Origin of the sequence: Sedimentibacter sp. MB31-C6 (genome assembly GCF_035934735.1) — a bacterium.
Lineage (GTDB): Bacteria > Bacillota > Clostridia > Tissierellales > Sedimentibacteraceae > Sedimentibacter.
On record NZ_CP142396.1, the window covers coordinates 1,281,837 to 1,300,526 of the forward strand.

The following is an 18,690-nucleotide window of genomic DNA, read 5'->3' on the forward strand; positions in this document are numbered from 1 at the left end:
TCTTAATTAAGCATAAGATAATTCTAAATACTTATTTAATGTTTCTATATTCTCTATGTTAATAAACTTAACACTTTTATCTATTTTCTTTATAAAGCTGCATAATGTTTTTCCAGGTCCAATTTCAACAAACGTATTAACTCCATCAGCTATCATTTTCCTTACACAAGCTTCCCATCTTACTGGGTTATAAACTTGTTTTTCAAGTTTACTTTTAATTTCTTCTTCATTCTGATAGTATTCTGTATCAACGTTAGATACAACATTACATTCAGGTCTTTTAAAATTAACTTTTAATAAATCTTCCTTTAGTTTATTACCTGCAGGCTTAAGCATAGATGTATGAAAAGGTGCGCTAACCTGAAGTTTTACAGCTTTCTTTATATTAAAATTTGTAGTTTCTTTTAAGGCATATTCAATTGCATTGCTTTTTCCTCCAGCTGCAATTTGACCTGGGCAATTAAAATTAGCAGGTTCCAACAAATCACAATTATTAGTAACATGATTACAGAAACGAATTGCATCTTCATCTGAGCATCCTAATAATGCTAACATACCGCCTTCTCCTACTGGAACGGCATTTTGCATATAATTACCTCTATTGTAAACAAGTTTAACTGCAGTTTCGAAATCAATAGCTCCTGAAGCTGTCAAAGCAGAATATTCACCTAGACTTAAACCACCCATTGCAAAAGAATTACTTTTATTATTCTTTATAACCTCATATATAGCCATGCAAACTGTTAAAATAGCTGGCTGTGTTATCTTCGTTACACTTAAATCTTCATTTGAACCTTCAAAACATATCTTTGCTATATCAAATCCTAAAGCTTCATTAGCTCTTTCAAATATGTCCTTACTTTCGTTAAAGTTTTCATAGAATTCTTTTCCCATACCTGCATATTGTGCGCCTTGGCCAGGGAAAACAAAAGCTGTTTTATTCATTACACCCTCCTGATATAAATCCATGTAGATTATTAATTAAGGTTTCCGCTTCATAAAACATTTCTGTAATAATTTCTTCACAAGTTTGTTCCTTCTTAACTAAGCCGGCTATTTGTCCTGACATTACAGAACCATAATCTACATCACCTTCTATAGCTGCCTTATAAAGTCTACCCCTACCTAAACTCTCCATTTCTTCTACAGTAGCATTGTTTTTTTCTAAGTCCTTAAACTTAGTGACTAATTTATTTTTTAATACTCTAACAGGATGACCTGTTTTTCTACCAGTTACGGCAGTATCTGTATCTTTTGATTTAATTACTTTATTTTTATAATTTTGATGAACATTACATTCCTTTGCTGATAAAAATCTTGTTCCTACTTGAACTCCATCTGCCCCTAAGCTAAAAACCGCAGCTATTCCTCTGCCATCAGCTATACCTCCAGCTGCAATTACAGGAACTCTAACTGCATCACATACTTGCGGTGTTAAACACATTGTAGTAGTTTCTCCAACATGACCTCCAGACTCAGTTCCTTCACAAATCAATGCGTCAGCCCCAGCCTTTTCCAAATGTTTAGCATAAGCTACAGATGGAACTACTGGTATTACTTTAATCCCTGCATCCTTCCAAAGTTTCATATATCTCCCGGGATTACCTGCTCCAGTGATTACAACTGGAACTTTCTCTTCTGCAAGTAAATTACTTATATCATTTGCGTATTTATTTAAGAGCATTACATTAACTCCAAAAGGCTTATCAGTCAATGTTCTTATTTTATCAATCTCTTTTTTTACTTCTTCAGGAGTATTATTTCCAGCTGCTATAATACCTAACCCACCTGCTTCTGAAACAGCTGCTGCTAGACAGGCATCTGAAATTTGAGCCATACCTCCTTGAAATATAGGGTATTTTATATTTAACAGACTGCATATTTTAGTATTAATCATAAAGTCTCCTCAGTACTTAATTTATATAAGACTCTGCTTATATTTAATTTGCAAAAAACGAGAAGTATTATTATACATCTCGTTTTTCCAATTTCATCACTTCAATATCTAATTCAAGAAAATTTACTTAATCCCAAAAATAAAATATCTCCGATGTTTAATAATTATTTAACTATACTTATTTAAGCTTTTTTGTTTTCAATGTATTTTACAATATCACCAACTGTAACAAGCTTACCATAATCTTCTTCATCTATGGTTATATCCATTTCATCTTCCATATTGCTTATTAGTTCAAATAAATCAAGTGAGTCTGCTCCTAGATCTTCCTTTAATTTACTTTCTAATTTTATATTTTCCTTTTCAACATCTAACTCTTCTTCTAGAATTTCTACTATTTTTTCTAATATCATAATTTCCTCCATGATTCTTGCTTATTAATTTGAATATCTATTCTTTCGAATATATTATTTATCTTATATCCAATATTTTGATACTCGAAGTATAATACAAATATTTTCTTTTGTCAATAGAATTTTATTAAAAGAATTGACAAGACTTATAACAAATTTGAAAACCTGTCGATATTATTATTTATTCGACAGGTTTCTACTACAACATTTTCTTCTTAATTGACTTTGTTATATACTCTGCTGCCCTACCGTCTCCGTATGGATTAACAGCATTAGCCATTCTATTGTATTCTTCTTTATTATTTATTAATTTATATAATTCATTATATATCGTATCTTTGTCTACTCCTACGAGTTTGGCAGTTCCTGCTTCAATTCCTTCTGGTCTTTCTGTTTCTTTTCTTACAACTAAAACAGGTTTACCGAGAGAAGGGGCTTCCTCCTGTACTCCTCCTGAATCAGTAACAACAAGATAACATTTAGACATTAAATTAGTAAATGGTAGATAATCTAATGGTTCTATTAAATGTACCCTTTCCTTATTACCTAAAATTTCACTAGCTATTTCTCTAACTTTTGGATTTAAATGCATAGGATATATTACTTCTACTTTGTCATCTCCTGCTACTATATCTTTTATTGCAGTAAAAATATTTACCATAGGTTCACCTATATTCTCTCTTCTGTGAGAAGTAAGTAATATTACTTTTTTATTGTTAAAATCTATTTGATTTATTAATTCATTATCAAATTTAAAGTCTTCATCTATTACCCAATTTAATGCGTCTATTGAAGTATTTCCAGTAATAAATATTTTACTTTCATTATAACCTTCTCGAAGAAGGTTTGCTTTAGACGTTTCTGTAGGTGCAAAGTGAAAATCTGTTAAAACACCAGTCATCATTCTATTAGCTTCTTCTGGATATGGGGAATATAAATTACCACTTCTTAAGCCAGCTTCTACATGTCCTATTTTTACTTGATGATAAAATGCAGCTAAGGCTCCAGAAAATACAGTAGTTGTATCTCCTTGTACAAGTATTAAATCTGGACGAAAATCTTCAATAACTCCTTCTAAACCAGTTAAAGCTCTACAAGTTATTTGTGTCAAGGTTTGACCACCTTGAAATATATTTAAATCATAATCTGGCTTAATATCAAAAATTCTCAAAACTTGATCCAACATATCTCTATGTTGTGCTGTTACACATATTTTAGGAATAAAGTTTTCTTCATCATTTTTTAATGCTTTTACAATGGGCGCCATCTTAACAGCTTCAGGACGTGTCCCAAATACCACAAGCACCTTTATTTTATTCATGCTTCCTCCTGTAAAAATTGATTCTGCATACAGCAGTTTTAATTCAACATTATTATTGCTCTTTTTTCTTAAATAATCCTATTCTATTTGCAAAATAAAAAATAACTATTACTACGGTAGCTACCACTAAATAACCTGTTGCCGGTTCTGCATCAGCTATTATTACTGCTGCTATCCCTAACATCATACTTATAAAATACATAACTAAAACTGTTTGCCTTTGATTTAATCCTTTGCCCATAAGTTTATGATGAAGATGATCCTTATCTGCTTCCATTATAGGCTTTTTATTTAAATATCTCCTAATAATTGCACATGTAGTATCAAAAATAGGCAATCCTAATGCAAAAATAGGTATAATCAAAGCAACTGCAGCTACACTTTTAACCATACCTAAAACAGATGTTACTGCTAGCATATAACCAAGTAATAGAGCTCCTGTATCACCCATAAATATTTTAGCTGGATTAAAATTAAAAGGAAGAAACCCTAAAGATGCGCCTGCTATAATTGCGCACTGCATTACAATAAAATAATGCCCTTTAATTGCTGCTGAAAACAATAAAGTAGTTGCAGCTATACTGGCAACCCCTGATGCTAGTCCATCTAAACCATCTATTAAATTAATAGTATTTGTTATACCAACAATCCATATTATTGTTATAGGAACTGACAACCAATTTAATAGGTAACTCATGCCCGTTTCTGATAATGGATTTGTAATAAAATGTATTAATACGCCTCCCTTTATTGCCAATAATGCTACAACAATTTGCATCACTAGTTTTATCTTTGCAGGCATACCATACATATCATCAATTACACCTGTTAATACAATAATAGTTGCACCTATCATTATATATATATTAGTTTCAGTATGCTCCATATAAACAAACATACATGCTATAATTGATATATATATTGCCAATCCTCCAAAATAAGGCATTGGCTTTTTATGTATTTTCCTATTTTCCTTCGGAACATCTAATGCACCTACTTTAAATGCAAGTCTTCTTGCAAGAGGTGTCATTAAAAACGATATAAATAAAGCCGATAAAAAAGCTATAATATAATTAGTCATTATTATTCCTCTTCTTTTCTTGACCTTTCAATTTCCATTATTTTATTAACTCGATTTTCATGTCTGCCACCTTCAAATTCAGTAGAAATCCAAGAATCAACTATATTAAGAGCTAATCCGCTACCAATTACTCTATTCCCTAAAGCAAGCATATTTGCATTATTATGCATTCTTGACATTTTAGCCATATATTCGTCAGTACAAAGTGCACATCTAATTCCTTTTACTTTATTAGCAGCTATAGATATGCCAATACCTGTACCACATATTACTATACCTCTATCTGCTTCCTTTCTAATAACCGCTTCTGCTGCTTCTTTTCCGAAATCAGGATAATCTACAGATTCTATATTATATGTACCTACATCTATTACATAATAGTCCTTCTTCATTAAATGTTCCTTAATTATTTCCTTTAATTCATAGCCTCCATGATCACATCCAAGCACTATTTTCATACTTTCCTCCATTTTCAACAATTTGTCCGCTTTCTTATTTGCTTCTATTTCGCTATTTCATCTATGTTTTTTATTATTCTTTTTAGCTCAGATTCAATTTCTCTCATGCTCATTTCGTATACATTATAGCTCATTCCATATGGGTCAGCAATATCTAAATTATAACTATCTGAAATTTCACTATTAATTTTTAAAGCAAATTCCTTTAATGTATAAGTTTTATGAGATGCCTTTGTAGAAAATCTGTTAACTATTTTTTTGTGACTTTCTGTCATTGTTAATATTAAATCTGCCTTCTGTATCATTTCATCTGTAAGTTGTCTGGCTTTGTGATTTTTAATATCAATACCCTTTTCCTCTAAAACCATTATTGCCTTTTCATTAGCACTTTCACCTTCAAAAGCACTAATTCCTGCAGATGATACATTAACGTTGTTAATATTATTTTTTTTTAGCATTTCCTTGAAAATTCCTTCTGCCATACTACTTCTACAAGTGTTTCCTGTACATACAAACAATATATTCATACTTCACCTCATACTATAATAGTTTTATTGGCGGCCTTACTTAATCTATTCATTATAGCCTTCCCAAGTCCTTCTTCATTAACTGCCTCGGCTAATATTACATCTATACCCATTTGGTCAAATTTTCTTAAGTCCCTAAATAAATTAGACGATATAGTTAATAAATTTGTTCTATCTCCTACACAAATAACATTTTTTTTATTATAATATTTATGAGTTTGGTCAGTAGACATAATTCCAACGGTTTTACCTTCTAATTCAAACTTCTCATAATCTTCTATAATTTTTTCTACAATATTTTCTACTAAACCTTTGTAAAGTATTACTTTTGCTTTAGGAGAATAATGTCTGTATTTTTGTCCTGGAGACTTTGGAATTATTTTTTCGTTACTTTTAATAATAGCTGGATCGTACTCACATTCACCTAAAACTTTAACTATATCCTCAATCGTAACTCCTCCTGGTCTTAATATCATAGGAACTTCACTTGTCATATCAACAACAGTAGATTCTAACCCTATATATGTACTACCACCATCTATTATCATATCAACTTTTCCCATAAGATCTTCTATAACATGTGCTGCTTCTGTTGGACTTGGCTTTCCTGAAGTATTAGCACTTGGTGCTGCTATTGGCTTTTTGCTTTCTTTCAACAATTCTAAAGCAATTTTATTTAAAGGAAATCTAATTGCTGCAGTTTTCAGACCAGCTGATATTTTATCGGATAATACGTCACTTTTATCGAAAATCATAGTTAATGGACCAGGCCAATATTTATTAGCTAAATTTTTTGCATTCTCGGGGACTTCTTCAACTAAATCATATAAATCATCAAAATCTCCAATATGAACTATAAGTGGATTGTCCTGTGGTCGTCCCTTTGCCTTAAATATTTTATCCACTGCTTCATCATTTAATGCATCTGCTCCTATACCATAAACTGTCTCTGTTGGAAATACCACTATCCCGCCATTATTAATAATTTCAGCCGCTTCTTTTATGATATCACAATCTATATTATTTGGATTAATTTTAACTATTTTTGTATTAATTTTGTCTTTCATTATATATCCTTTTCTATGTTTATACTTATGTAGTCTTGAAATGTCTTCAGTACAATATTGCATTCTTATGTTTGATTATATACTACAATTAAATTATGTACAACAATTTTTAAACTTTGTACAATTTATTTCTTAATCTTGTATTTTAAACATATATATTAATATAACATTAAAGTATTGCGCATGCATTTCATTATACATTTTATCAAGGCTATGGATAGTTGTAAATAATGATTAACAAGGAGGTTACATTGAATATTTTAAATTTCTTTATAACAGGATTTATAATTGGTGGAATAGGTACATGTATAGGAGGTATATTATCAATATTAATATACAAGCCAAGCGATAGAGCCATTTCAGGATTATTAAGCTATGCTGCAGGTATAATGCTAGCTATTATTTCCTTTGATTTAATGCCTAAGGCATATGAAATAGGTGGGTTTTTTATAGTGACTTTAGGTCTTGCTATTGGTTTAATTATTATTTTTATTGCTGAAAGAATGATTCCTTCAAATAAATTTAAAAAATATAGAGGAAAAAATTTAAGTTATATTAAAATGAGTATGATAATTATTATTAGTTTAAGTTTACATAACTTTCCTGAAGGTGTTGCCATTGGTTCAAGTTCTTTCTATTCAAGTGAATTAGGAATAAAAATTGGAATCCTAATAGCTGCTCATAATATTCCAGAAGGTATGAGCGTTGGTATTCCTTTGAAAATGGCAGGGTCAAATCCTTTATCCATAATTATTTTAACTTTATTAACAGGTCTTCCAACTGCTTTTGGGGCTGTCTTAGGTGCAATATTAGGAGGAATATCAGATTACTTTATCGCTTTTTGTCTTTCTGCTGCTGCCAGTAGTATGCTATATGTTTCTGCTAACAAGCTTATACCAGAAGCTAATATTTTACATCAGGGAAAAAGTTCTGCAATCTTTCTATTAATAGGATTTATTTGTGGATGTTATTTATCCTTTGCTATATAACTAAATATTTAAATAAATATTATCATAATCCAAATTATTATCATTAACAATAGATTGAAGTATGTCAATATCATCTTTGTTAAATCTACCACATAAACCACAGCTAGAACTGATGCTTCTAGGTACAGGTATAATTTTTAATTTTATTTTATGCTTTTTTAATTCAGCTTCGAATTTCATGGCATACGATACTGATTTAAAAGTAATATAACCATATTGCTTCATTTTTCAATCCCCTTTTCAATTATTATTAAAGTATATCAATAGTAATTTTATTAGTCTAATAAAAAAAAGTTATGATTAGATATCTAATCATAACTATATTTTATATTAAAAAATTACCATACTGCTATATGACCATCTGCTCTATGTTCAGTACCTCCACAATAAGTTCCCTCTTCTGTTCTAAGGATTATTTGTCCTCTTCCAAAAGGATACTCATCAGTTTGAATTTTAATGTCATGCCCTCTTTTTATTAAATCATTAACAATATATGTTGGAACTCCCTTTTCCACTTCAAAAGTTTTATCTTTAGTCCACATCCATCTTGGTGCATCTAATGCTTCCTGAGGATTCATATCAAAATCTAATATATTCATCACAACTTGAACATGTCCTTGAGGTTGCATAAAAGCTCCCATTACTCCAAATGGACCTACTGCCTTACCATCCTTTGTTAAAAATCCAGGTATTATTGTATGATATGTTTTTTTATGAGGAAGTAAACAATTATCATGATTTAAGTCGAAACTAAAATTATTTCCTCTATTTTGAAGTGCAATACCTGTTTCTGGTATTACAATACCTGATCCAAACCCTAAATAATTACTTTGAATATATGACACCATATTTCCTTCTTCATCAGCTGTACACAGATAAACTGTACCACCACAATTAGGGTCACCAGCTTCAGGGCTAAGAGCTTCTTCTGTTATTAATGATTTTCTTTTCTGACCATATTCATTTGATAATAGTTTGCTTACTTCAACTTTCATTTTACTTTTATCAGTAATATATTTTATTCCATCAGCAAAAGCAAGTTTCATAGCCTCCATTTGTTTATGATATGTATCACCGATTTCTTTTTTATCAAATTCAAAACCCTTTAATATATTTAATGCCATAAGAGCTACTAGTCCTTGACCGTTAGGTGGTATTTCCCAAACATCATATCCCCTATAATTCACATTAATTGGTTCAACCCATTCAGGTTTATAATCCATTAAATCTTTTTTACTTAAATAACCATTATACTTTTTGAAAAAAGCATCAATTTTATCTCCTATTTCCCCTTTATAAAATGATTCTCCTTTAGTTTTACCTATGGATTCAAGAGTATCTGCATGGTAAGGAAGTTTCCATAACTCTCCATTTCTAGGGGTTCTGCCATCCTTTGTAAAAGTATCAAACCAATATTTGAACTCTTCGCCATCTTCTTTTTTATAAGTATCATAAGCTTCATCCCAAAATCTCTTTACAGTTGTTGAAACTGTAAAGCCATTTCTAGCATAATTAATAGCTGGTTCTAAAACTTCTGATAATGGAAGCTTTCCAAATTTAGAGGACAATTCTACCCAAGCTGCAGGTGCTCCAGGTACCATTACAGGTATAACACCATACTTAGGTATTTCTGTATAACCTCTTTTCTTAAGCTTTTCAATAGATATATCATAAGGTGAATACCCACTTGCATTCAAACCATGAAGTTTGTCTTTAGTCCATACTAATGCAAAGGCATCACTTCCTAACCCATTTGATGTAGGTTCAACAACAGTTAAGCAAGCCGCTGTAGCTATTGCTGCATCAATGGCATTTCCGCCTTTTTTTAATATTTCCAACCCTGCTTGAGATGCTAAAGGTTGAGATGTTGCTACCATACCTCTATTAGCATACATAACATTTCTTCTAGATGGATACTTAAATTCTGTAGGATTATAATTCATATTGCTATTGCCTCCTTTTATTATGTCTAGTTATTACATTATTATATTATCAATGTTATATATTATCAATAGGGATTGGTGGAAAACAGCAACATTATTTTTAATATAATAAAAAATCGCAAGGTTTTTAATCCTTACGACTTTGTCTGCTGTATTAAACTATTTTCATAATATTATACTACATTATTATCTTTTGTCATCTTCTAAAAAATACTTAAATGTACTACAGCATGTTTCTTCAGGTACTTTAGCATTTTTGCCATTTACCAATACATTGGTAGCTTCGCACTTTTCATCTTTATTGTATTCACATTTTACCGCTCCACACTTAATTTCCATATTTTTATATGGATCTCCTACAGAACTTTTAATACCAGGTTTCTGTTCAACAAATGTATCACAACAAGTTGAACGGCTTTCGAAAGCTTTTTTTCCGTCAACTTTTAGTGTTGGTGCAGTACAACCCTGTCTTTCATTATAAAAACAGTTCGTTACTGTACAACTAATTCTTGCCATAACATTATCTCCTTTCATAGATGATTAATGTTATTTTATCCCAAAGATAAAATATTATTAATGTTATAGCATTTTCATATTTACTTATAATAAGCTAAAAGCAAATCAACCATTCTACCATAACTTTTTACACCATCTTGCTGATTATTTGCCTTTAAATAACTATCATTAACCTTATTTGAAATTTCAGCTACCTTAGTATCAAATTGTTTCCAATATAAATTAGAATAACTTAAATCTTTTTTGACATCATCAGAAAGAGAACTATATATTTTTATATAAGCATTGTAATCTTCCTCATAAAGAACATTCATACTATGATTTAAAGCAAGCATGGTACCACTATAAGCGAAATCTTCATATCCTGAATTTATACAAGCTAAATATGAAATAAAATTAGCTTCATCCTCCCTCATAAATCCTCTTAAATGTACGAGTTCATGACACATAGTTGATGGTATTTGATATGGTGGTATATCTACATTAATATTGGATTCAAAAGTAAATGGAAAAAACATACCTGTTATGTTTATATAAGACATAGCTCTTGATAACATTACAGGTTTTGGAGCAGGATAATTTCCTTTCAAAATTTCATATGTGTTAGATATATTACTAAAAGAAGACTGTGCCCTAATAGAAGTTTCGTAATAGGTGTTATCAAATACATCCGCTACATCAAATTCATTTGTTTCCAACATTGTTCTTAAGTCATTTGCTTGATTCTTTAACACTTCACAAAGATCTATTAATTCTTCCCTAGTAGACGGTTTTATTTCAAGTCCACTGTATGCTGTAAATTCATATCTATAATAATTAATACCACAAAATAAAACAAATAAAAAATAAATACAAGCAGTTAATACAATTATATTTAAAAAAAACATCTTAAAATATTTAGCAGATTTATCTATTATTGTTTTTATTATAGTTATAATCAAATAACTAATCATGCTAATCACTAATATTACTATTATAATTTCTGTCAAGGATATAGACACTAGTGAAGAAGTATATCCTATCACCTTTGAAAAAATAGAATATACTTTAGTAGCATAATACTCCGCAAACATCTGGTTATATTTTGCAATTTGAGTTAATAGTAATGATATTGGTATTAAAATTAAAAACAAAATTCTCTTATATTTCATATATTTTCCTTTAATTTTTTATACCATTATATCATTATATCTTTATCATATGTTATTTTTTTAAATAAAAATAATCTTTAGTTAAAATATCTTATACCGTTAACTTTTTTAACGCCAAGACCTGGCTGGTCATTTAATGTAATTTTGTATTCATTAAATACTACTCCGCCTTCTACAGGATCTTCGCTACAAAGAACAGGTCCGTCTAAATCTATTTTAGTTATTATACTTTTTGCTGCTGCTAAATGTACTGCTGCATTTACACTTACCTTTGCTTCCAACATACAGCCTATCATACATTCAACACCATAGATTTCTGCAACAGAACAAATTTTCAATGCATTGTGTAACCCCCCTGTCTTCATTAATTTAATATTAACGAAATCTGCTGCTCTAGTTTGAAGAATTGTTAATGCATCTTCAGGTGAGAATACTGATTCATCTGCTAACACAGGAATTGATATATTATCAGTTACAAACTTTAAACCTTCTATATCATGAGCAATAACCGGTTGCTCAACAAATTCAATATCAAGACCTTCATCTTCCATTTTCCTTAATACTTTAACTGCTTCTTTTGGTTTCCAACCTTGATTAGCGTCTATTCTCAACTTGATATCATAACCAACCGCTTTTCTTATAGCCTTCATTCTTTCAATATCTTTTGCTGAATCTTTGCCAACCTTTATTTTTAATGTTTCAAATCCCCTACTAATAGCATCAATACTGTCTTTTGCCATTTCTTCAGGATCATTTACACTTATAGTTATATCTGTAATAATTTCTTTCCTATGACCTCCTAATAACTTGTAAAGAGGTGCATTGTACAATTGACCATATAAGTCATATAAAGCTATGTCAACTGCTGCCTTAGCACTAGAATTTTTAACTACGCAACTGTTTAATTTAAGCATAATATCTTCAAAGTTTTCAACATCCATACCTGCGATATTTTTTATTATATGTTCTTTTAATGCTCCTACAATAGAACCTTTAGTATCTCCTGTAATAACTCCTGTAGGTGGTGCTTCTCCATATCCTACATGACCTGTATCAGTATGAATTTCAACTATTATATCTTCTACACTACTAACTGTTCTTAGGGCTGTTTTAAAAGGTGTTTTCAAAGGCACTGAAATTTCACCTATTCTTATATCTGTAATTTTCATTTTTATCCTCCAAATTTATATTTTTATATTAATTAGCGAGCTCTTTTATTGCTGCTGCCATTACTTGAACATTTTTCATTAATGAATCAATTTCAATATATTCATCCGGTTTATGTTCAACCATTGGCTGACCTTTCATTATCGGACCAAATGCAACTATATTTTTCATAGCCTTAGCATAAGTGCCTCCACCTATAGAAATTAATTCTGCCTTTTCACCAAATTGTTCTTCATAAACTTTTTGAAGTTTTTTAATAAATTCAGTATCTGGAGATACATAAAGGCTTTTTTTATGTCGTAAATAAACTTCTTTAAATTTTCCTAATTCCATTTTTTCTTTAAATGTGTCATTGAAATCTTCAAATGTCTTTTTAACGGGATATCTTATGTTAATTTCAAAACTTAACTCATTTTCATTTCCTAAAACTGTACCTAAGTTAAATATAAGTTTACCAGATATATCATCTTCTAGATAAATCCCCAAGCTTTCTCCATTTAAATCAGTTCCTATATATTCATTATAGTAATCCAAGAATTCTTTGAAATCTCCTGTGAAATTTAATCTTTCTAAAAACTTCATTAAATAAGAAATTGCATTTTTACCCTTTTCAGGAGTGCTTCCATGAGCAGAAACTCCATGGCATTTAATAATTATTGAATTCTCTTTTTCTTCAATTTTTATATCTTCTGTTTTATCTGATAGCTTTTTAATTTCTTTATTATTTCCAGCAACAATTATTTCTGCTTCTGCAAAATCAGGAACCACATTTGCGGCAATTCCACCTTTAACAGATTTTAAAATCATGTCACCGCTTTGATTTAATTTTCTGGTATATTTACAAGTAACAATACCTTTTTCTCCATTTATTATTGGATATTCTGCATCGGGAGTAAATCCACAAACAGGCATTTCTTCACCTTTTTCAACATAATACTTAACACAGTTGCTTCCTGTTTCTTCATTTAGTCCAAAGAATACTCTAACTCTTCTTTTTAAAGGAATATTTAAATCTTTTATCGCTTTTAATGCATATAAAGCACCAATTGTAGGGCCTTTATCATCAGTAGTGCCTCTTCCATAGATTTTTCCGTTATGAATTTCAGCAGCATAAGGAGGATAAGTCCATCCTTCACCTTCAGGTACTACATCTAAATGTCCTAGAATAGCTACCATTTCGTCTCCCTGACCATACTCTGCATATCCTATCATGTTATCCACATTTACAGCTTTAAACCCTAATGATTCCGAAAGATTTAAACAATGTATTAATGAATTATGAACTCCCTTGCCAAAGGGCATACCATCTTTAGGCTCTTCTTCGACACTTCTTATTTTCACAGAATCTTGTACACTTTTGATAATTTCTTCTTTCATATCAAGTATTTTTTGATCTATCAAAACATCACTCCTTTAAATATATTTTATATTATAATTATTAATTTCCATTTTTTAATTAAAAAAACCAGCAAAACAAGAATACTTGTTTTTGCTGGTTTTTATTTACTCCAATACAGTTGTGCTATATCATATAAATAAAACAGCCACTAATAATATTTTTTCTTAATATCTATATATTTTCTCAAGGCATCTTTATATGAAACTAAAATAGCCTTTTGAGAAGTTCCATGATATCGCTTTTTAATAACGCTTTCAATATCTTTTTCAAATTCTAACATATTTTTACCTATAAAAATTTTTTTAACAAAACTTTCAGTTATACCTATAGTATGAACACATCCAACATCAACTATATCATCAGTCTCAACATTTACTTCAAAACCCATATAAAATGAATTATATATAATAGTTATCGCATTGTCCATATTAGTTCTAGATTCGCCTATAATATACACTGTATTGTTATCACACATAAACCATAACACATCACCTTATATAATATTTAATGTACAATTAAAAATATGTTAGTATTTTGTTTATATTATACATCAACTTAAAATTATTATCAAGTCAATTCCTACAGTAATTTTACACTAACATATGTGATTTTTTAGTTGACTATTTATAAATATTCTTATATAATATAAATAGTTATACTTATTTTTGAAAACCAAATTACATATTAATGCACTTGTTTATCAAGATGTTTAAAACCTAAACATCATCGTTAACGAGGCCATATAAATTAACAATATAGTGTTATTTTATATGGCCTCGTTTTATTTTTCGAAAATTTGCGCATCATATATCATATGAATATACAAAAATAAAAATATTTATCATAGGAAGGTGAATATTTTTTATATAAATTATTATTAATTCAAGGAGGAAAATTTATGATTACTAGTGGATTTACATATGTTGCATTTTTAATATTTTTTGCTGGTTTAACTGTATGGATTGAAAAAAAATATGGTGGAAAGTTTTTTAAATATGTACCTGCTGTCGTTTTAATATACTTAATAGCTATGCTTTTCTCTACTTTTGGTTTATGGCAAAAAACCGATGAAGTAAATGCGAGTTATAGTATACTTAAAAGCAATTTACTTCCAGCAATGATATTTTTAATGCTTCTTAAATGTGACTTAAGGAAAATACTAAAGTTAGGTCCTAAGATGTTGCTTGCATTTTTTGGAGCAGCAATAAGTATTGGTATAGGATTTATTGTAACATATCTCGTGTTCAAAGGAATGTATGAAGCAGAAACATGGAAGGCATTTGCAGCTTTATGCGGAAGCTGGATGGGTGGAACTGGAAACATGGTTGCTGTACAAGGAGCTTTAAACGTATCTGATGCAAAACTTGGATATGCTCTATTAATGGATTCCATAAATTATTCTATATGGGTAATGATTTTATTAGCAATGGTGCCTCATGCATTAAAATTTGCAAAGTGGACTAAAGCAGATACTTCAGTAATTGATGAAATTGGTGAAAATCTTGCAAAAGAACAAGAAAACACAAGGAAAAATATTGAATTTGCAGATTTGATTTTCCTTTTAGGCACAAGTTTATTTATTTCTGCAATTGCTACGTTTATAGGAGGAAAACTTCCTCAATCAGATTTCCTATCAGGTACTACTTGGACTGTAATTATTGTAACTATTCTTGGCGTAATTGGAGCTATGACACCAATTGCTAAAATACCTGGTTCTTCGCAAATATCAAATACAATGTTGTATACAATTGTAGGTTTAATAGCTTCACGTGCTAACTTTGCTGAACTTACTCAAGCACCTTTATATATAATTTCTGGATTTATGATTTTAGGAATTCATGCATTAGTACTTGCAATTATAGCAAAATTGTTCAAATTAGATTTATTCACTTGTGGTGTAGCCAGTCTCGCTAACATAGGAGGAGTAGCTTCAGCACCTATTCTTGCGGCAGCATACAGTGAAGCCTTGATACCTATCGGAGTTCTTATGTCAATGATGGGTTATATTGTTGGAACTGGCGGAGGATTATTGGTAGGTAAAATATTATCTATTCTCTAATTATTATTTTTATAGATAATAATATTTTATTTTTAATCTCACATATACATTAATAAAATCCAGTAAAATCCCTTAATAAGGAGACTTTACTGGATTTATTTTTTCTTATTTAACTTCAACTACTTCATATCCTGCATCTGTTACAGCCTTTGATAAAACATCATCACTAACTTCTGTAGTCAAATTAACTTCTGCAGCTTTTTTATCTAAATCCACCACTGCATCTTCAACACCATCTACAAATTTTAAAGCTTTTTCAACTGCTGCTTTACAATGTCCGCAACTCATACCTTCTACTATTAATGTTTTTTTCATAATATTTTCTCCTTTTTCATTATTATCTGATTTATTAAATAAGTCTTCTTTTATGACTTTTGAGTCATCAACGTTAAATATTGATTTAGTATTTATTTCTGATTCTTCTATCGTTCTAACAGGCTTAAAAAATTTAAGTCTTAATGCATTTGAAACTACTGAAACTGAACTTAAACTCATTGCTCCTGCTGCAAACATAGGATTTAACTTCCATCCAAGCAAATTGTAAAACACCCCTGCTGCTAAAGGTATACCAATAGTGTTATATATAAATGCCCAGAATAAATTTTGCTTTATATTTCTGATTGTTGCTTTACTTAATTGTACTGCTGTTACTGCATCTAACAAATCACTTCTAATTAATACTATATCAGCTGACTCTATAGCAACATCTGTTCCTGCTCCAATTGCAATACCAACATCTGCTCTTGCTAAAGCCGGTGCATCATTTATACCATCGCCAATCATAGCTACCTTTTTACCCTGTTCTTGAATATTTCTTATTTCTCTTTCTTTATCTTGAGGAAGAACTTCTGCTATAACTCTTGTAATACCTAGTTGTTTTCTAATAGCTTCTGCAGTTTTTTTATTATCCCCAGTTAACATTATAACTTCAATACCCATAGCTTCAAATTCCTTAATAGCTTTCTGGCTTGTTGGCTTAACAATATCAGCTACAGCTATTATTCCCAAAACACTTTTATCATCTGCAAAATAAAGAGGTGTTTTACCTTCTTCAGCTAGTTTTGTACTTTCCTCTAAAAATTGATTATTAATATTTTTTTCATTAATTAATCTTATGTTTCCCATATAATATTTTTTATTATTTACTTCAGCTTCTAACCCTTGACCAGGTATTGCTTCAAATCTATCAACTTTATATAAATCAATATTTTTAGTTCTTGCTTCTTCTAAAATTGCTTCTGCCAAAGGATGTTCTGAACCTTTTTCAGCTGATGCTGCTATTTTCAGCATTTCAACATTATCTATGTTTCCATTAGTCAATATATTAGTCACCCTTGGTTTACCCTCTGTAATTGTACCTGTTTTATCCATAACTACAGTCTGAATATGATGAGCTATCTCCAATGCTTCTGCTGACTTAATCAGTATACCATTTTCAGCACCTTTACCTGTTCCAACCATAATTGCAGTAGGTGTTGCAAGACCTAATGCACATGGACACGAAATTACAAGAACAGCAATTCCAATTGATAAGGCAAATTCAAATGATGCTCCAAGTATTAACCACAAAATGGTTGCAAGAACAGAAATACTAATTACAACAGGAACAAAGATACCACTAATTTTATCTGCTAACTTTGCTATAGGTGCCTTAGAAGAACTTGCCTCTTCAACTAGACGGATAATTTGTGATAATGTCGTATCGTCTCCTACATTAACTGCCTCAAATTTAAAATATCCTGATTTATTAACACTTGCACCAATAACCTTATCTCCTATCTTCTTTTCAATAGGTATACTTTCACCTGTCAACATTGATTCATCAATTGATGAATTCCCAAATGTAATAGTTCCATCAACAGGAACGCTTTGACCTGGCTTTACAATAACAATGTCGCCTTGAACAACATCTTCAACTGGTATTTCAATTTCCTGTCCATCTCTTTCTACTACAGCTGTTTTAGGAGATAAATCCATTAACTTTTTAATAGCATCAGAGGTTCTTCCTTTTGCCCTCGCTTCCAAGAATTTTCCTAATGTTATTAAAGCTAATATTACTCCTGCAGATTCAAAGTAAAGTTCCATTGAATATTCCATAACCATATCCATATTCATATGACCTAAACCAAATCCTATTTTATAAATTGCAAATATTCCATAAGCAACTGCTGCAGTTGTACCTAAGGCAATTAAAGAATCCATATTTGGAGACCCTTTAAATAAAGTTTTAAATCCAACCTTATAATACTTACTATTAACAATCATAACAGGTATAGCCAGTAATAGCTGAGTAAATGCAAATATTAATGAATTTTCTATACCATGAAACATTTCTAAAAATGGCCAACCAAACATATGCCCCATCGATATATAAAATAGTGGTACTGCAAAAATAAATGAAACGACCATTCTTTTTTTCATTTCTCTAAACTCTACTTCTGCAACAGAGGGACCTTGATTTTTTTTAACATTAGATTTTTCTTTTCCTACTATAGATGCACCATAACCTGTTTCCTGTACAATTTTTATAATATCTGACTCATTCAAAAGTGATTCATCATACTTCACAGTCATATTATTACTTAAAAGATTTACACTTGCTTCTTGAATTCCATCTGTTTTATTTATATTTTTCTCGATTCTAGCAGAACATGCTGAACATGTCATACCAGTTACATCGAACTTTTGAGATTTCATAATTT

18 protein-coding genes are annotated in these 18,690 nt (G+C 30.2%); 2 read left to right on the forward strand and 16 right to left on the reverse strand.

The features are described from left to right. Positions 1–6 precede the first annotated feature (6 nt). From fabD to U8307_RS06150, 8 genes are all read right to left on the reverse strand, one after another. Positions 7–945: an ACP S-malonyltransferase gene (fabD, locus tag U8307_RS06115; RefSeq protein ID WP_326911106.1), complete on the reverse strand. Its 939-nt coding sequence runs from the start codon at positions 943–945 to the stop codon at positions 7–9. After that, positions 938–1,897: an enoyl-[acyl-carrier-protein] reductase FabK gene (gene fabK / locus U8307_RS06120; RefSeq protein WP_326911108.1), complete on the reverse strand. Its 960-nt coding sequence runs from the start codon at positions 1,895–1,897 to the stop codon at positions 938–940. The genes fabD and fabK overlap by 8 nt, the downstream gene beginning before the upstream one ends. Positions 1,898–2,079: 182 nt before the next feature. Beyond that, positions 2,080–2,310: an acyl carrier protein gene (acpP, locus tag U8307_RS06125; protein WP_326911110.1), complete on the reverse strand. Its 231-nt coding sequence runs from the start codon at positions 2,308–2,310 to the stop codon at positions 2,080–2,082. 199 nt (positions 2,311–2,509) lie between these two features. Next, complete coding sequence (wecB, locus tag U8307_RS06130; protein WP_326911560.1) at positions 2,510–3,622, reverse strand: non-hydrolyzing UDP-N-acetylglucosamine 2-epimerase; 1,113 nt, start codon at positions 3,620–3,622, stop codon at positions 2,510–2,512. 61 nt (positions 3,623–3,683) lie between these two features. Next, positions 3,684–4,712: a glycosyltransferase family 4 protein gene (locus U8307_RS06135; protein ID WP_326911112.1), complete on the reverse strand. Its 1,029-nt coding sequence runs from the start codon at positions 4,710–4,712 to the stop codon at positions 3,684–3,686. Between the two features lie 2 nt (positions 4,713–4,714). Next, positions 4,715–5,170 (reverse strand): ribose 5-phosphate isomerase B, encoded by a 456-nt coding sequence (rpiB, locus tag U8307_RS06140; RefSeq protein ID WP_326911114.1) that lies wholly within the window; start codon positions 5,168–5,170, stop codon positions 4,715–4,717. Between the two features lie 44 nt (positions 5,171–5,214). Then, positions 5,215–5,697 (reverse strand): low molecular weight protein arginine phosphatase, encoded by a 483-nt coding sequence (locus tag U8307_RS06145; RefSeq protein ID WP_326911116.1) that lies wholly within the window; start codon positions 5,695–5,697, stop codon positions 5,215–5,217. Positions 5,698–5,705: 8 nt separating this feature from the next. After that, positions 5,706–6,764 (reverse strand): L-threonylcarbamoyladenylate synthase, encoded by a 1,059-nt coding sequence (locus U8307_RS06150; RefSeq protein WP_326911118.1) that lies wholly within the window; start codon positions 6,762–6,764, stop codon positions 5,706–5,708. A 251-nt stretch (positions 6,765–7,015) separates the two neighbouring features. Here U8307_RS06150 and U8307_RS06155 point away from each other — a divergent pair, with 251 nt between their 5' ends. Next, positions 7,016–7,753 (forward strand): ZIP family metal transporter, encoded by a 738-nt coding sequence (locus U8307_RS06155; RefSeq protein ID WP_326911121.1) that lies wholly within the window; start codon positions 7,016–7,018, stop codon positions 7,751–7,753. On the opposite strand, the gene U8307_RS06160 is transcribed toward U8307_RS06155, so the two are convergent. From U8307_RS06160 to U8307_RS06190, 7 genes are all read right to left on the reverse strand, one after another. Continuing rightward, on the reverse strand, positions 7,754–7,978 hold the full coding sequence (locus U8307_RS06160) for a DUF3343 domain-containing protein (protein ID WP_326911123.1): 225 nt from the start codon (positions 7,976–7,978) through the stop codon (positions 7,754–7,756). A gap of 113 nt (positions 7,979–8,091) precedes the next feature. Further along, positions 8,092–9,696, reverse strand: a complete 1,605-nt coding sequence (locus U8307_RS06165; protein WP_326911125.1) for a gamma-glutamyltransferase family protein — start codon at positions 9,694–9,696, stop codon at positions 8,092–8,094. A gap of 186 nt (positions 9,697–9,882) precedes the next feature. Then, positions 9,883–10,212, reverse strand: coding sequence for a DUF1540 domain-containing protein (locus tag U8307_RS06170; RefSeq protein ID WP_326911127.1), 330 nt, complete (start codon positions 10,210–10,212; stop codon positions 9,883–9,885). Between the two features lie 80 nt (positions 10,213–10,292). Beyond that, positions 10,293–11,363, reverse strand: coding sequence for a DUF3810 domain-containing protein (locus U8307_RS06175; RefSeq protein ID WP_326911131.1), 1,071 nt, complete (start codon positions 11,361–11,363; stop codon positions 10,293–10,295). Between the two features lie 77 nt (positions 11,364–11,440). Continuing rightward, complete coding sequence (locus U8307_RS06180; RefSeq protein WP_326911133.1) at positions 11,441–12,532, reverse strand: dipeptide epimerase; 1,092 nt, start codon at positions 12,530–12,532, stop codon at positions 11,441–11,443. 28 nt (positions 12,533–12,560) lie between these two features. Further along, positions 12,561–13,931, reverse strand: a complete 1,371-nt coding sequence (pepV, locus tag U8307_RS06185; protein ID WP_326911135.1) for a dipeptidase PepV — start codon at positions 13,929–13,931, stop codon at positions 12,561–12,563. A gap of 146 nt (positions 13,932–14,077) precedes the next feature. Beyond that, positions 14,078–14,404 carry a DUF3870 domain-containing protein gene (locus tag U8307_RS06190; protein WP_326911136.1) on the reverse strand — a complete coding sequence of 109 codons (327 nt, stop codon included), beginning with the start codon at positions 14,402–14,404 and terminating at the stop codon, positions 14,078–14,080. Positions 14,405–14,827: 423 nt separating this feature from the next. Here U8307_RS06190 and U8307_RS06195 point away from each other — a divergent pair, with 423 nt between their 5' ends. After that, positions 14,828–15,988: a DUF819 family protein gene (locus U8307_RS06195; RefSeq protein WP_326911138.1), complete on the forward strand. Its 1,161-nt coding sequence runs from the start codon at positions 14,828–14,830 to the stop codon at positions 15,986–15,988. Positions 15,989–16,093: 105 nt separating this feature from the next. On the opposite strand, the gene U8307_RS06200 is transcribed toward U8307_RS06195, so the two are convergent. Then, a complete protein-coding gene (locus tag U8307_RS06200) occupies positions 16,094–18,685 on the reverse strand; it encodes a heavy metal translocating P-type ATPase (protein ID WP_326911140.1) in 2,592 nt (863 codons plus the stop codon). Positions 18,686–18,690 lie beyond the last annotated feature (5 nt).

Excerpts from the sequence above, each read along its gene's own strand:
- fabD (WP_326911106.1), bottom strand. The coding sequence starts at position 945 with ATGAATAAAACAGCTTTTGTTTTCCCTGGCCAAGGCGCACAATATGCA.
- fabK (WP_326911108.1), bottom strand. The coding sequence starts at position 1,897 with ATGATTAATACTAAAATATGCAGTCTGTTAAATATAAAATACCCTATA.
- acpP (WP_326911110.1), bottom strand. The coding sequence starts at position 2,310 with ATGATATTAGAAAAAATAGTAGAAATTCTAGAAGAAGAGTTAGATGTT.
- U8307_RS06135 (WP_326911112.1), bottom strand. The coding sequence starts at position 4,712 with ATGACTAATTATATTATAGCTTTTTTATCGGCTTTATTTATATCGTTT.
- rpiB (WP_326911114.1), bottom strand. The coding sequence starts at position 5,170 with ATGAAAATAGTGCTTGGATGTGATCATGGAGGCTATGAATTAAAGGAA.
- U8307_RS06145 (WP_326911116.1), bottom strand. The coding sequence starts at position 5,697 with ATGAATATATTGTTTGTATGTACAGGAAACACTTGTAGAAGTAGTATG.
- U8307_RS06150 (WP_326911118.1), bottom strand. The coding sequence starts at position 6,764 with ATGAAAGACAAAATTAATACAAAAATAGTTAAAATTAATCCAAATAAT.
- U8307_RS06160 (WP_326911123.1), bottom strand. The coding sequence starts at position 7,978 with ATGAAGCAATATGGTTATATTACTTTTAAATCAGTATCGTATGCCATG.
- U8307_RS06165 (WP_326911125.1), bottom strand. The coding sequence starts at position 9,696 with ATGAATTATAATCCTACAGAATTTAAGTATCCATCTAGAAGAAATGTT.
- U8307_RS06170 (WP_326911127.1), bottom strand. The coding sequence starts at position 10,212 with ATGGCAAGAATTAGTTGTACAGTAACGAACTGTTTTTATAATGAAAGA.
- U8307_RS06175 (WP_326911131.1), bottom strand. The coding sequence starts at position 11,363 with ATGAAATATAAGAGAATTTTGTTTTTAATTTTAATACCAATATCATTA.
- U8307_RS06180 (WP_326911133.1), bottom strand. The coding sequence starts at position 12,532 with ATGAAAATTACAGATATAAGAATAGGTGAAATTTCAGTGCCTTTGAAA.
- U8307_RS06190 (WP_326911136.1), bottom strand. The coding sequence starts at position 14,404 with ATGTGTGATAACAATACAGTGTATATTATAGGCGAATCTAGAACTAAT.
- U8307_RS06195 (WP_326911138.1), top strand. The coding sequence starts at position 14,828 with ATGATTACTAGTGGATTTACATATGTTGCATTTTTAATATTTTTTGCT.
- U8307_RS06200 (WP_326911140.1), bottom strand. The coding sequence starts at position 18,685 with ATGAAATCTCAAAAGTTCGATGTAACTGGTATGACATGTTCAGCATGT.